Source organism: Enterococcus malodoratus ATCC 43197 (assembly GCF_000407185.1).
Taxonomy (GTDB): domain Bacteria; phylum Bacillota; class Bacilli; order Lactobacillales; family Enterococcaceae; genus Enterococcus_A; species Enterococcus_A malodoratus.
On sequence record NZ_KE136483.1, the window covers coordinates 702,153 to 717,694 of the forward strand.

Here is a 15,542-nt window from a genome sequence, read left to right on the forward strand (position 1 = left end):
ATGGCAAAAAATGAACAAGTTTGCATTGATCAATGCAGGTTTCAGCCAGAGACGAAGCAATTAGAGATCAAAGGGTGGGCGCTGGCGTTAGATTCAAAAGAAGTGCCTACGCTCGATATACACTCTGGAAATGTGGTAAGTGAGAAAATCGAATGGTATCCTCGTTCAGACGTAGCTGCTGCTCATAAAACCAGTGCCAGTCTAAAAATGGGCTTTGATATCACTATTGAAGCAGTGAATCCGGCAGAGAAGGTCTCATTGGCGTTTCATTTCGGAGAGCATACTATTAACGAATCGTATGTTCCAAATGAAAATATTGCTAAAGAACCCAAACAACCGTCACAAATGCATGCTTTGTATGGTAAGGCTCGCAAAGGCTTAGGTTACTTGAAGCGTAATGGTTTAAAAAATACATTGCGCCGGATCCGGCTGGAGCAGGACAAACAATCTGATGAAAGCTATCAACAATGGATTGCTGAAAATGAGAATTGGAATGTAGATACAATCAAGGCAGAAATTGAAGCATTTGATTATCAGCCAGTGATATCTATTTTGATGCCGGTTTATAATGTCGAGGAAAAATGGTTGGCGAAATGTATCGAATCGGTTCAAAATCAGTTTTACCCCAATTGGGAACTATGTATGGCCGACGATCATTCTACTGATGTGTCCGTGAGACCGTTGCTAGAAAAATATGCCGCAAAAGATTCGCGTATCAAGATCGTTTTTCGTTCCGAAAATGGTCATATCTCTAAGGCAACAAATTCTGCATTAGAAATTGCGACAGGTGAGTTCGTCGCCCTATTAGATAACGATGACGAACTAGCGCCGATTGCTCTCTATGAGGTTGTAAAATTTTTGAATAAAAATGCTGATTTAGATTTGATCTATAGTGACGAAGACAAGATCGATATGGCGGGCAAACGATTTGATCCAGCCTTTAAACCAGATTGGTCACCGGATTTATTGCTGGGAACGAATTACATTTCACACTTAGGAGTCTATCGTCGTTCGATCATGGAAAAAATCGGCGGGTTCCGTGTAGGCTATGAAGGTTCACAGGATTATGACCTAGTCTTGCGCTTCACCGAACAAACCTCCGACGAACGAATTGCGCACATTCCGCAGGTTTTATATTATTGGCGTATTCTACCAAGTTCAACAGCAGCAGATCAATCAACAAAGAGCTATGCCTTTGACGCTGGATTAAAAGCTGTCCAAGCTGCTATCGAACGCCGTGGAATCGAAGCAACTGTTAACCATGCGGCAGGAAATGGCTTATATGATGTTGATTACCAAGTACTTTCGGAAGAGTTAGTCAGTGTAATCATTCCTACGCGCAACGGCTATGACGATGTGAAACGATGCGTAGATTCAATCATCAAAAAGACGACCTATCCGAATTATGAAATCGTTATGGCGGACAATGGCAGCGATCAACCTGAAATGCATGAACTTTATGCTAAGTATCAGCAACAGTTAGGTGAACGCTTTATGGTGGAATCAATCGATATTCCATTCAATTATTCCCGCATCAATAACTTAGCTGCAAAAGTCGCTAAAGGAAAATATTTGCTGTTCCTGAATAATGATACCGAAGTGATCACACCTGAATGGATGACCAAAATGGTGTCTTTCGCACAGCTTGAACGTATCGGCTGTGTCGGCGCAAAATTATACTATCCAAACAATACAATTCAACATGCCGGCGTTATTCTAGGCATGGGCGGTGCAGCCGGACACGGCCACCATACTTTCCCACGCGGAGACTTCGGCTATTTTGGAAAACTTGAGATTAACGTTGATTATTTAGCGGTTACAGCAGCTTGTCTAATGATTCGTGCAAAAGACTTTGCTAAAATCGGCGGATTCAATGAAGAGTTGACTGTGGCCTTCAATGATGTTGATCTATGCTTAAAGGAATACGAAAGAGGCCATAATAACGTGTGGCTGCATGGCGTAGAACTGTATCACTTCGAATCCCAATCCCGCGGATACGAAAATACACCAGAAAAACAAGCCCGCTTCGAAAAAGAAACCAAGTACATGGAAGACACTTGGACCAGCTATATTGAAAATGATCCATATTACAATCCCAATTTGACGAGGGTTGGCGGAGATTTTTCGGTGAGGGTTGGGGAGTGAGCTTTAAATTACTTATATTGACTTCATACTAAATGCCAGTATGAAGTCATATTTATAAAAAAGGAGGTATAAAATTGAAGCCAAAAGATCAGAATAAATATGGAATCATGACAATAGCTTTTGCAACTGTGTTTATGATCGTGCAGCACGTTCTTAATTCAGTAACCGTAGCCCCTGAATTTGCCCAAAATCCTAAAAGATTTTATGTATATAATATTTTATTAGGGCTTACTGCGATCGGAGGGAATATTTTAGCTCTATATTTAGGATATCAAGCTGACAGATTTAAAGGGAAACGGCTATTACAGATGTTACCTGGTTTTTATTTGATTTACCTAACGATTACATTTGCGATCAACATATTTTGTAAGTCGTTTAATTTAAGCGTTTACTGGAAAATTTTCTTTCCAATAAGCCAAAACATGTTTCCTTTCGCTGTGTCATTTATGCTCATTTTTCTATTGAGTCCTTTTTTCGCAACTAATTTGAATAAACTTTCTAATTCACAAATGAAGAATATGCTCATCTTAACGTCTATACTTTTCGTCATTTGCCCAACATTATTTGGAAAAGATTTGTTTGGATTTTCAGAAGGAAAAGGGGTTCTGTGGATTGCTTATTTGTTCTTAGTGGGATATGGAAGTCAACGCTATAAGATTATAGACAAATATCGAAATATTTTCCTGAAATTTATTATGAGTGGATTGGTTATTGCTCTCTTAGTATTATTAATGACTCAAGTCTCACTTATTGTTCATAAGGATGTTAGTACTGCAAATAGGTTCAGTATGCCTTGGTCGTTATTGTCCGTGTATTTTTCGATAAATTGCTTTATCTTGTTGCAGGTTATGGATAGAAAATTTAACTTCTTCAAAACTAGTTTTAAAAATATTTCTTACTATTTAGTAGTTACACAGATACTAATTAATTGGATACCGATGACTAGTTTTATTTCAGAAAAATACAAAGAAGCGTTTCCAGATTCCGCTTTAGATTGGTCAATAAGAATTATTTTTATAGCTATACTCTATATTTTTCTTTCCGCTGTAATTTGTGTAATTATAGTTATGATCTCCCGAATTCCAGTCCTTAATAAAATAAAGATGAAGAGAGATATCTCTGATTGGAACCAATTAGTCGAATGCTTTTTTCAGATTGAACGATGGCTATTTACCAGACGTAAAATAATTTACACTGGGATATTTTTTTATTTGTTTACGGCCATGCAAATGTTGTTGTTTTCAGAAGAAAAAACTATACCCTCATTATTTAGAACAGCTTTAGTGATTTTTACACTTCGTCAAGCGCAGTTAGTTTTGAATCTAATTATTATTATGCTATTTTTTCTATTGGTTTTCCTATTAACAAAACGTTTTTGGTACGCTTTTAGTTTTACTTTAACAATTGAACTTCTCATAACTATATCAAATGTTTTAAAAATTGAATTTAGACGGGAGCCGATTCTTCCATCCGATTTAGTTTTCATTTTCAATCTTGATGAGATATTGAGCATGGTTAGTCCAATAATTATCACGGTTGCTGTGATAATTCTAATCATATTGGCAGTTTCAACATTATTAATCCAGCGACGTGCTAGTAAAACATACAATTTAAGAATTAATAATAGAAAAAGGTTCATCAGTATTTTATTAATTAGTGTCTTTCTATCTGGGCTTTTATGGGTAAACCAACCGAACTCGCCATCCAATTTATTCTTTCAATTATTTGGTATTAATCGTATGTTTTATAACCAAAAATGGGGAGCGTCTGTAAATGGTCCTATAGTTCAGTTTATAAACAATATTGTTGGAAAAGCGATGGCTGAACCAGAAGGATATTCAAAAGAAAATTTAGAAAAAATTATGAAAAAATACACCAGCAGTGCACAAAGGATTAATGAAAGTAGAGACGATTGGTCTAAAGATCAGACTGTAGTTTTTGTATTAAGTGAGAGTTTTAGTGACCCCTCAAGATTACCTAATATGACACTAAATATTGATCCAATACCGTTTGTTAGAGATCTTTCGAAGCGAACAACTTCGGGTCTAATGTTGTCGTCGGCTTACGGAGGTGGTACTGCAAACGTGGAATGGCAAACACTTACTAGTTTGGACTTGAGTAATTTGGATGCAACTTTGCCAAGTCCATATACACAACTCGTAAATAAACAGGATGTGGCTCCAAGCATTTTGAACCTTTTCGATACAGCAGTGGCTATACATCCGTATTTAGGGTCATTTTATAACCGCATTGATGTTTTTGAAAAATTTGGTTTTAATAGTTTTCACTACCTTGAAAGTCCAGATGGATTAAAATATACAGAAAAAATTGGGGGAAATCCGTATGTTTCTGACGAAGCAGCCTATAAGGAAACATTAGATGCAATTAATGACAATGATAATGAAACTCAATTTATTCAACTTTCTACGATGCAAAATCATACGCTTTACAATGACTATTATGAAGAAAATAATTTTGATTTTAGCGGAAATGCTGTTTCAGAGTCTAATAGATCAGCTATGAAGACCTATTTAAAAGGGCTAAACTATTCAGACATCGCATTGGCTAATTTTATTAGTGAGCTTGATAAAATTGAAAAGCCCGTTACTTTGGTGTGGTATGGTGATCATTTTCCAGGGATTTATAATGCGGATGAAATTAAAGAAAATCCATTGACATATAGAGAAACAGATTATTTTATTTATAATAACTCATTTATACAAAATCAGCAGCGTGAAGATACTTATCAACTGGTTTCGCCATATACATTTCCTGCATTGGCTCTTGAACAAGCGAATATAAAGGTTACACCATTCTATGCATTACTAACTGAAGTTACAAAAGACCTCCCAGCAACTACAAATGATCCGGATGCCAGCGACAAGAGTAAAGATAATGAAAAGAAAATATTTGTGAATCATAAAAATATAGTGTCTAGTGATAAAAACTTATCTAAAAAGCAAAAAGTACTGCTGAGTGATTATATGTTGATTCAATACGATTTAGTTGCAGGAAAACAGTATTCAGCAGAGTGGGCTTCTCAAAAAGTCTATGATTAATCCAAAATAATTGAAGAATTGTCATTGTTGATTTTTTACTTTATTTAATTTGAATATCATAGAAAATCATCGTTAGTTTTGCATAAGTAAAATTCAAGTATAAATTCTCTGTAAATAAACTATCATGATTAATCGCTGAAGGCATTTTTTTGAAGTTTTTTGACTATCATAGTGTAACTAAGCTTAATAATGATAATACTAGATTAATCATTAATACTATCAAAGGGACGATGGAGAAAAATGTTGCCTAATAGAGTTGATCTAAGATGCTTTAAAGAAAGGCAATAAAACTTACTCTAAACTGGCTTGTGTTAATGGCGACATATCTAAATAAAAATTAACTGAGAATACGACACGATTTTTGTGTCGTATTTTTCAATTTACGCTGATCGGTCCTTATAATAATTGGTACTTTTTGATACAATATAGATACTATGATTTGAGGTGGACGAAGGATGGATTTCATTTTTTTAATAATCGTTTTTTTTATAATTTCAAGTATAGTTACAAATTCAGATTACTCTAATCAAAGTTTATCTGTTGAAACTACGGGCAATTTACAGATAATCGCTGTTTTTTTTGTAATTTTACATCATTTATCGCAAATTCTTAGGGATTATCCTGATTCTTTTTTATCCTCAAGATTGATAATTGCTGGAAGATTAGCAGTAGGGTTGTTTTTCTTTGTTTCTGGCTATGGGCTAATTAAACAATATCAGCAAAGAGGTCAATCATATTTAGATAGTTTTTTTAAAAAGAAGGTAATGAGAATTTTTCTTCCCTTTATGCTAGCAATGGTAATTTATTTCATATATCGTAACTTAATTGGGGAGTTAAACTTTTTTACTGCCATGTATTCACTGGTAAATGGGAATCCTTTCGTGGGTAATGGATGGTTTACTATAATGATCATATACTTATATATTGCTTTTTTTATTAGTGCTTATATTTCAAAAAAAAATGATTTGCTCCTCTTTTTTATGTTGTTAATAAGCATTATAATCGTGCTTTTGATAGCGAAATGGAAAAATTATGGTGAATGGTGGACTAATGCTGTTTTTTGTTTCCCTTTTGGAGTAGTTTGGGGGGCAAGGGAAAAAGAAGTTACCGGTCTTCTTTTTCGAAATTATCGAATATCTATCGGAATATTAGCAGTTCTGTTCAGTCTATTTGTCTACATGGATGAAGTTTTTTATCATCCCGTAGTTCGATCATGCTCAGTCATTTTCTTTGTTGCTCTTGTAATACTTTTTAGCTATAAAGTGACTTTCAAAAGTCCGCTGTATCATTTAGTAAAAAGATTTTCTTTCGAGATGTATTTGTACCAAGGACTATTTATTCAGTTGTTTCGCAGTGATGTAATTTTTGTGGGAAATCGTTTATTGTATGCCTGTTTAGTTATTATAGCTACATCAGTATTAGCACTAATAATGCAGCAAACGGCCAAACTGATTAGGGAGTTAATAGGGAAAAGAATTACGGAATCACATTGAAGCGAATTGAAATAGATTAGCACGAGATGTATGCAAATTTTCAAAAATAATAAGAGATAACTATAATAATAAATAGAAATTTGAGAATTCAATTTAATCAGATCTAAAACTCTAGAAATCTAATAAAATTAGTCTTTTATAAAAAACTAAATATGTTTATGATAATGGTGTCAGAAAAGCGGTCAAATTAGATGATTTGGCTGCTTTTTGTTCTTTTCTTTTTCATTACTTTTCTTAGGAAAGCTACTCTTTTTTTTGCCTGTATGGTAAGATGTGTAATGGATTATTTCGTGGATTAGGAGTGTTTGTATGAATAAAAGTGGTGAATGGAGTGCCGCCCGTCGCATCTTTATCATTTTGATGGATGTGGTTGTTTATAATTTATCAGTCTTTTTTAGTTTTTGGCTAAAATTTGGCGGAACCATCCCAGAAAGAAACTTTCAGACGTTTGAGAGTTCCGCATTATTTATTTCAGTCTTTTTTATAGTATTGAATGTTTTATTGGGTACTTATGTATTTTACAATCGAATTGTCAGTGATATCGTCTTCGTGACAGTTATTGGTCAGTTCTTGATGGCACTTGGGATTATGATTATTACCTTTGCTGGTCGATGGTTTGCTTTTCCTAGAACGGTTATTTTAATTTCATTTTTACTAGGAACCGTCTTGCTTATTATCTATCGTACGATTATTTATAAAGCGTATATGAGGTTAAGCTCTGATAAGAATGTTACGATTCTTGGTTTTGAAAAGGATGTTGCACCAGCAATTCAAAATTTTGCCTCGCAAAAAAATAATAAACATAAAGTACAGTCAGTCGTACTAGATCATTATTACGATAATCTAATTAAGATCATTGAAGATGTAGACGTTGTTTATTTAGCATCAGAGATTGAGGAATCTGAAAAAATCAAAGTGTATCAACTTGTTACTAAGAAAGAAAAGAAATTGTTCCTAAACACGACGTTTGAAAATTTGGTGACAATAAATCCAAATATCATGAATTTTGAGGATGAAAGTATTATTGAATCTTCGGGGTTCAAGATCCCTTCAGAAGATGTAATGCTTAAACGACTTTTTGACATTGTAGTTTCGCTAATCTTATTGGTGATTGCTTCTCCATTTATGCTGATTACCGCTATTCTAGTAAAAGCAACGTCACCGGGACCAATTGTCTATAAACAAGTTCGAATCACACAGGATCAAAGAGAATTTCCAATTTATAAGTTTCGTTCGATGAGTGCAACGGCGGAGTCTAAATCTGGACCAGTGCTAGCCAAAAGCAACGATGCTCGAGTGACTCCAGTTGGTAAATTTATCCGTGCAGTTCGTTTTGATGAATTGCCTCAGTTGATCAATGTCCTAAAGGGAGATATGTCAATCATCGGTCCGCGCCCGGAGCGGCCCTTCTTTGTGGAGCAGTTCAATCAAGAAAATCCTTATTATTATTTGCGACACAATGTTCGTGCAGGAATTACTGGTTATGCGCAAGTTTATGGAAAATATGCCTCAGATTATAATAGTAAATTGAAATTCGATTTGTTGTATATCAAAAAGTATTCCATTATGTTGGATTTAAAAATCTTGTTGCAAACGATCAAGATTCTGTTTGATAAGGTTTCCTCTCAAGGCTTAGAAGAAGAGGAAATATGTACATCGTTAGATAAAATGGATTTTCCAAAGGAGAAAATTCTTGATTAGAAGGAGTGTTCTTTTTTGAACAGGGTAGACGTTAGTATATTGATGTCCGTATACATTAAGGAAAAACCAGAATTTTTCAGAGAGTCTCTTAAAAGTATTCTCAATCAGACGGCTTTAGTAAAAGAGATTGTTCTAATTTTAGACGGTCCTATCACACCTGAATTGCAAGAAGTGATAGTTGATTTTAAAAGTGAGCATTTGGAATTATTAAAAGTAGTACCATTGGATAATAATGTTGGTTTGGGAAAGGCATTAGCCATTGGTGTGGAAGTTTGCAAGTATGATTTAATTGCTCGCATGGATACAGATGATATTATGCTGCCAACAAGAATCGAAAGACAATTTTCTGAATTTGTTAATGATCCCGAACTAACGATTATTGGATCTAATATTGATGAATTTTACGATTCACCAAAAAGTATTGTCGGAAGAAGAATTGTCCCGGAAACAAATAAGGAAATTCGAAACTTTTCAAAAAAAAGGAATCCCTTTAATCATATGACGGTAATGTTTAAGAAAAAGGCTGTATTGGATGTTGGAAATTATCAACCTATGATGGGGTTCGAAGATTATTATCTTTGGGCGAGGTTGTTGAAAGCAGGATATATAGGCAAAAATATTCAGGAATCGTTGGTTTGTGCAAGAACTGGTGAGAATATGTACGCAAGGCGAGGCGGAAAAAAATATTTTGTAAATGGTTTGAAAGGACGTAGGGCGATTTATCGTGCTGGTTTAGGATCTGTCTCAGATTATTTAATCTCTTGTTCCGCTCATATTATAGTGAGCCTTTTACCCAATAAAATTAGAGGACAAATATATGAAAGAAAACTCAGAAAATAGTTTTAAGCTGTCTATAGTGGTTCCAGTTTATAACGTTGAAGATACTATTGAAAGAGCTGTTCAAAGCCTGTTTGATAACGATTTTGGAAATATAGAAGTGCTATTGATCGATGATGGCTCAACTGATAGTAGTGGACAAATTTGTGAAGAACTCACAAAAACATCCGAGAAGATTTATTGTTTTCATAAAGAAAATGGAGGGTTATCCTCTGCAAGAAATTACGGTTTGGAAAGGGTGAGCGGGGATCTCGTGGCCTTTTTAGATAGTGATGATTATTATTTACCTGGGTGTATTGATAAAGTAATGAACGATTTCCAAATTAATACCCCAGATATCGTGTGTTTTGGCTTGAAGAAAGGAAAGACTGAAGCGAATTCAATTGAATTTATTGGTGATAGGCAAATAAGCTGTAGTAACGCTGAAGCAATTGAATTACTTTTCAATAGTAAGGCTGTTGATTTCTATGCATGGAATAAAATTTTCAAAAAGAAACTTTTTGATAATGTCGAATTTCCTGAAGGCAAATTGTATGAAGATATGATGCCAGTTTATCAAACTTTTAGGGCTGCTAGAACAATCGATATTCTTGATTTTGCAGGAATTTTTTATTTTCAAAATAGCAATAGTATTGTTTATCAAGATTTTAATCCTAAGCAATATGATAACATTACACAGAGGAAAGTTCTTCTGGATGAGGTGACTAAAGATTTTCCAGAATTTATTAACCTTGCTAATGCAAGGTTAATAGATGGATATCTGTCAACCGGATTTAAAATCGGCCTTTCTAAGAAAGATAATCCGGAAAGAAATCATTTTTATAATACTTCTAAGATGGAGATCAGAAGTCTTTTAAAAAAAATAAAAGGTAGTCGAGAGGTTTCTTATACTAAAAGGCTTGCACTATACTTATATCTAGTTAACCCAAATTTATATTCTATTTTATACAAACAAATTCTAAAGAAATAGTAGGAGATGAACAATATGATAACTGCAGTAATAATTGCTGGTGGAGTGGGCAAGAGAATGGGACAATCTATACCCAAACAGTTTATTATGATAAATAATAAGCCGATAATAATTTATACTCTAGAGTCTTTTGAACACCATCCATTGGTAGATAGAATTTTAGTTGTTTGTAAGTCTGGTTGGGAAGAAACACTTCAGGGGTATATCAAAGAGTTTGGAATTCAAAAAGTGGAATGGATAATTGAGGGTGGAAAGATTGGACAAGAGTCAATAAATAAGGGTGTCCAATTTTTAAAAGACTATTCCGATGCTGAAGATACGATTATTATTCATGACGGGATTCGACCATTGGTAGATGAACTAGTTCTATCTGATGTAATCGTTAAGTGTCAGGAGTACGGCAATGCGGTTACCTCACTGCCTTATAATGAACAAATCTTTATTAAGGATACTGAAAAAACAACGACATCATATATTGATAGAAATACAATAAAAAGAGTTTCTACTCCTCAAGCGTACAAGTACGGGTCATTACTGAGTTCTTATAACAGAGCTGTTGAAGAGAATATAGGTATGACGGATTCCTCCTATACTAATACCATGATGGTCGAGTTAGGCGAAACGTTACATTTTGCTGCCGGATCAGACAAAAACATTAAGCTGACCACTACTGATGATTTAGAGCTCTTTAAAGCTTACCTTAAAATGAATGATTAGGAGATGAAAATATTTTGCTTCTATCCAACAAACTTTATATGGACGATATTTCGATAGTCTCTGAGGATTTAGCGAATTTGGATATTAAGAATAAAAGATTTTTGATATTTGGAGCTACAGGATTGATTGGTCGTTTTTTTATCGATGTACTAATGTATGCTAATGAGAAATATGGATTAGAAAATACTGTAATCGGAGCAGGTAGAAGTATAGATAAATTATCTAAGACTTTTCCAAACTATATTGAAGATGATTTCTTTAGTGTAGTTGAAATTGATATTAATAAAAGAATGCCTGATGGGTTAGAGTGCGACTACATTCTTCAAGCTGCTAGTAACACGCACCCTAAAGCCTATGCAACTGATCCAATTGGTACAATTACTACGAATATTATTGGAACTCAAAATATTTTAGAGTTCGCTCGTGAAAAAGAAGTAACGAGAACAATTTTCTTTTCAAGCGTTGAGATTTACGGTGAAAATAAAAAAGATGTCGAATATTTTGATGAAAGCTACATGGGCTATATTGACTGTAACACATTGAGAGCTGGTTATAGCGAGGCTAAAAGGACTAGCGAGGCTCTCTGTCAAGCATATATTTCTAAGTACGATCTTGATATCGTCATTGCAAGAATAAGTCGCGTTTTTGGACCGACAGTTGACAAGGGAGATTCAAAAGCCTCTACTCAGTTCATTTTTAATGGAGTGAATAATCAGAATGTTGTTTTAAAAAGTAAAGGGGATCAGTTATTTTCTTATAGCTATGTTGGAGATGTTGTTTCCGCCTTATTAGCCTTATTAAGTAAGGGCGTTACAGGAGAAGCATACAATATCAAGGGGAGAAATAGCGATGTCACTTTAAAAAAATTTGCTGAGACTATTGCCTCTTACTCAAATTCGAAAGTCATATTTGAGCTGCCTGATGAAACCGAGAAAAAGGGTTTTTCAACGGCCACAATCGCATTATTAGATGATAAAAAAATAAGAAATCTTGGTTGGACTCCCAAATTTGACTTTGATGAATCTTTAGAAAAGACAATTGAGATATTGAAAGAGGAGCTTTTTTCATGATTGTAGATACAAAACTTCATTCTTATTTTGAACGTTTCCGTTCATTCTATATAATTTATTTTGGAACGATTTTGATTTTAAAAGAGTTTGGGCCATATGATTTTATACCAAAAATCCTGAATACTATATTGGTGGTGCCTGCTGGGTTAATTGGAATATTTTTTATCTTGTATGATTTACTTCAAATGATCAAATCGAGAAAGTTTACGTATAATATCCTTCTATTCTTATTTTTAATTATCATGGGAATTTCGAGTTTATTAAACTATCATTATGGTCTCGGATCAAACATCAAAATTTTGTTGAATGAAAGCATATATTTACTGGTGATATATGAGTTTGGCCATAATAGAACTCAGTCTAGATATATAGTAGATATTTTTTCCAAGATACTAATTGCACTCTGGTTTGTAATGGTTGCTATGTCGAATGTAATGTTTGTTCTACAGATGCAATACAGTGTTAAATTACCTAACAGATTTCATCCTTTAAGAATTGGGTTCTTAGAGAATAGACTTTTTGGTGTATTTTCTGACCCCAACTTTGCTGCAACAATATGTTTAGTCTCGATAATACTATCTTGTATGTTTTTATTCCAAAAACAAATAAAGAACAGAATTATTCGCATTTTTCTCTATATCAATAGCTTATTTTGTTTGAGCTTCATTCTACTATCAGGTTCAAGAACAGGACTGGTAGAAACGCTAGCGGTCGTCTTCATTGTTGGATTTACTTTAATGAATCAATACTTAGTGAAAAAAGAGAAGTCAATGTCTTTCAGTATAATAATGAGTTTAATTTTGAGTACTATTGGTACGGGAATTGTTTTTCTTATTTTGAGTGTGGTAAAACAAGGATTGACACTAATTCCTGATTTTGTCGAAAGCCTGAAGACAGAGACTATAAAGAATAAAATTAGAATTGATAACAAAGAGAAAGCAGTTAATTTGACAAGAAACGATGTATCGGATTCAGATGATTTATCAAATGGCCGTTTTGGGATTTGGAAAGCCGGTTTTTTGATGTTTAAACAAAATGTGTTATTTGGTGTTGGGCCATCACGCGAAGGTATTGTAAGCTATGCGAAAGCTTTTTTACCGGAAACATATGTTGCGAAAACTGGGCTTTCTTTGCATAGCTTTGTAATTCATACACTTGCTGGAACTGGAGCAATCGGGTTCATTACGTTTTTCTCCTTCTACATTAACAAGGCCTTTACTGCGATTAAAGCTGTTTTCCTAGATAAAACTCTATATAAAACTGTTTATTTCTACGATATTTTAATTATCGCTGCAATCAGTATTAATGCTGTTCTTTCGTCAGAGATTATTTTAGTCAATAAAATTGGTGCGTTTATATTTTGGTTGCTATTGGGACAATTGGTTCATCAATATTTTCCTAAAAAGAATTCGGAACATAGGTTTTCTTAAGAAAGAAGTGTTTTTTTGAGGTCAAAATTAAAATTAGTTAGAATCGTTTTTTTTAGAGTTATAGACTATGTGACATTCTATTTGTGTTATCCGATCCTTATCTTTTTTCCTGTTAAAAAGAATAAAATAGTCGTTTCAAACTTTTGGGGGAAAGCATACGGTGAAAATCCTAAATACATTATTGATTATTTGCTAAAGAATCATTCTGACTTGGATATAGTTTGGTTGTGTAAACCGGAAATTATTCAAACTAGGTCGAGCCAATTTCCCAAAGAAATTCGGTTAGTAAGAAATAATTCTTTAAATGCTTTATTGGAATTACATACTGCAAAAATTTGGATTGATAATTGTAGAAAAAACTTTCATCCAAGAAAGCGTAAAACGCAATTTTATCTTCAAACTTGGCATGCTGGTTTCGGACTAAAGCGCATAGAACATGATATTGAACAAACTCTTAGCAAGAGATATGTACGAGTAGCAAAAAAGGATTCTTTAATGTGTGATCTTTTGGTGTTCGAACACTCAAAATTGTTTAAAGATTTACGGTATACATTTTGGTATGCTGGGGAGTTTTACAGAAATGGGATACCTAAAAACGACATTATTGTAAAAAACGATATTTCAATAATCGAGAAAGTATATGATTATTATGGAATAGATAGGAGTAAAAGGATTTTGCTCTATGCTCCAACGTTTAGGGAAGACGGGACTCTTGAAATTGATTTAGAAAACCTTAGAAGACTTAAGAGTACTTTTGAGCTCAGATTCAATTTTAACATTATCATCTTATTAAGATTACACCCTAATGATATTCAAAAACATGCTACTTTAATTCATGAGTTAACAAGTACAGATTATATAATAGATGCAAATGACTATCCAGATACACAGGAACTACTTTGTGCACTAGAAATATTAATTACTGATTATTCATCAATTTTTGGAGAGATGTTAATTTCAAAAAAGAAATGTTTCTTGTATGCTTATGATTATGATAGTTATATGAAGAATCGTGGGTTGGTATTGGATTTAGAAGATTTGCCGTTTCCCGTTTCAAAAAGTATGAATCAGCTTATTGAACAAGTTGAAATTTTTAACGAAGCTACTTACTCTACTTCAATTGATAATTTTAATGAACAATATGAGGTTTTTGAATCAGGAGAAGCTAGTAAAGAATTAGGGGATAGGATTGTTAATGAGATGGGCATTTAAAATTTTATAAGATAGGTTTGAAAATAATGGAATTAGCGAAACTAATCGAGAAGTTACATCTTGGTACAATAGTTTATCGGCCAAGACTCCAATATACTAAGTCTTTGGATGCGGATAGACGAGCCTTTAATGCATATAATTATTTAAAAAAAAGATATAAGCCACAGTATAAAAGGGAAGAAATGATTTCCAGTAATTATGTTTGGATTTGTTGGTTACAGGGAATTGAACAGTCTCCGGAGGTCGTTCGTGCGTGTTTCCGGTCTGTTAAGAAAAACTGTAAGGGTAAAGAAATTATTTTTTTGAATGAAGATAATCTTGATGAATTTATTAATTTACCAGACTACATTATATCAAAATGGAAAAATGGAATTATTTCAAATGCGCAGTTCTCTGATATAGTTCGTGCTGATTTGTTAACTAGTTTTGGTGGCATATGGATTGATGCGACTGTTTTACTCACTGCCCCTTTGGATAAATGTATTGATGATGCGGATTTATTTGCATTCAGAACTACGTTTAATGATAATAATGATACTCCTATATTAATCTCAAGTTGGTTTTTATCTGCCAAAAAAAATAATCCTATTATTTCTGAAACTAGAAGGTTGTTGTTAGAGTATTGGGAAGAACATAATGTACTTGTCAATTATTATCTTTTCCACATTTTTTTTAGTATGGTTGTTAGAAGTTTTCCACTTGAATGGGAAGAAGTACCAAGACAAACTAATGGAAATTCTCACATTTTACAATTTCAACTAAATAAGAATTACAGAGAAAATGAGTTTTTATATTTATGTGAGCTTACCAATATTCATAAGTTAACCTACAAGGATGTTCACTATGATGCAGGAACGTATAGTGAATTTCTGATTAAGTGGGCCGCAGATGCAGGAGATGAAGAATAG

The 15,542-nt window shown here is 33.7% G+C and carries 11 protein-coding genes; all 11 read left to right on the forward strand.

The window, feature by feature from the left end; translation table 11 throughout:
- The 11 genes from I585_RS18790 to I585_RS18840 all read left to right on the forward strand — a co-directional run bounded on the left by I585_RS18790 (nt 1) and on the right by I585_RS18840 (nt 15,542).
- On the forward strand, nt 1-2,145 hold the full coding sequence (locus I585_RS18790) for a glycosyltransferase family 2 protein (protein WP_010740447.1): 2,145 nt from the start codon (nt 1-3) through the stop codon (nt 2,143-2,145).
- 74 nt (nt 2,146-2,219) lie between these two features.
- Complete coding sequence (locus I585_RS18795) at nt 2,220-5,204, forward strand: LTA synthase family protein (RefSeq protein ID WP_010740446.1); 2,985 nt, start codon at nt 2,220-2,222, stop codon at nt 5,202-5,204.
- A gap of 455 nt (nt 5,205-5,659) precedes the next feature.
- Complete coding sequence (locus I585_RS18800; protein WP_010740445.1) at nt 5,660-6,697, forward strand: acyltransferase family protein; 1,038 nt, start codon at nt 5,660-5,662, stop codon at nt 6,695-6,697.
- Between the two features lie 309 nt (nt 6,698-7,006).
- Nucleotides 7,007-8,398 carry a sugar transferase gene (locus I585_RS18805; protein WP_010740444.1) on the forward strand — a complete coding sequence of 464 codons (1,392 nt, stop codon included), beginning with the start codon at nt 7,007-7,009 and terminating at the stop codon, nt 8,396-8,398.
- 15 nt (nt 8,399-8,413) lie between these two features.
- Nucleotides 8,414-9,238, forward strand: coding sequence for a glycosyltransferase (locus I585_RS18810; RefSeq protein ID WP_010740443.1), 825 nt, complete (start codon nt 8,414-8,416; stop codon nt 9,236-9,238).
- Complete coding sequence (locus I585_RS18815) at nt 9,216-10,205, forward strand: glycosyltransferase family 2 protein (RefSeq protein ID WP_010740442.1); 990 nt, start codon at nt 9,216-9,218, stop codon at nt 10,203-10,205. Before I585_RS18810 ends, I585_RS18815 begins: the two co-directional genes overlap by 23 nt.
- A 15-nt stretch (nt 10,206-10,220) precedes the next feature.
- Nucleotides 10,221-10,922: an IspD/TarI family cytidylyltransferase gene (locus I585_RS18820; RefSeq protein ID WP_010740441.1), complete on the forward strand. Its 702-nt coding sequence runs from the start codon at nt 10,221-10,223 to the stop codon at nt 10,920-10,922.
- A gap of 14 nt (nt 10,923-10,936) precedes the next feature.
- Entirely contained in the window at nt 10,937-11,992 is a 1,056-nt protein-coding gene (locus I585_RS18825) for an NAD-dependent epimerase/dehydratase family protein (RefSeq protein WP_010740440.1), read from the forward strand.
- Nucleotides 11,989-13,422 (forward strand): O-antigen ligase family protein, encoded by a 1,434-nt coding sequence (locus I585_RS18830; protein WP_010740439.1) that lies wholly within the window; start codon nt 11,989-11,991, stop codon nt 13,420-13,422. Before I585_RS18825 ends, I585_RS18830 begins: the two co-directional genes overlap by 4 nt.
- A 15-nt stretch (nt 13,423-13,437) precedes the next feature.
- Nucleotides 13,438-14,634: a CDP-glycerol glycerophosphotransferase family protein gene (locus I585_RS18835; RefSeq protein WP_034709419.1), complete on the forward strand. Its 1,197-nt coding sequence runs from the start codon at nt 13,438-13,440 to the stop codon at nt 14,632-14,634.
- Nucleotides 14,635-14,660: 26 nt separating this feature from the next.
- Entirely contained in the window at nt 14,661-15,542 is an 882-nt protein-coding gene (locus tag I585_RS18840) for a capsular polysaccharide synthesis protein (protein WP_010740437.1), read from the forward strand.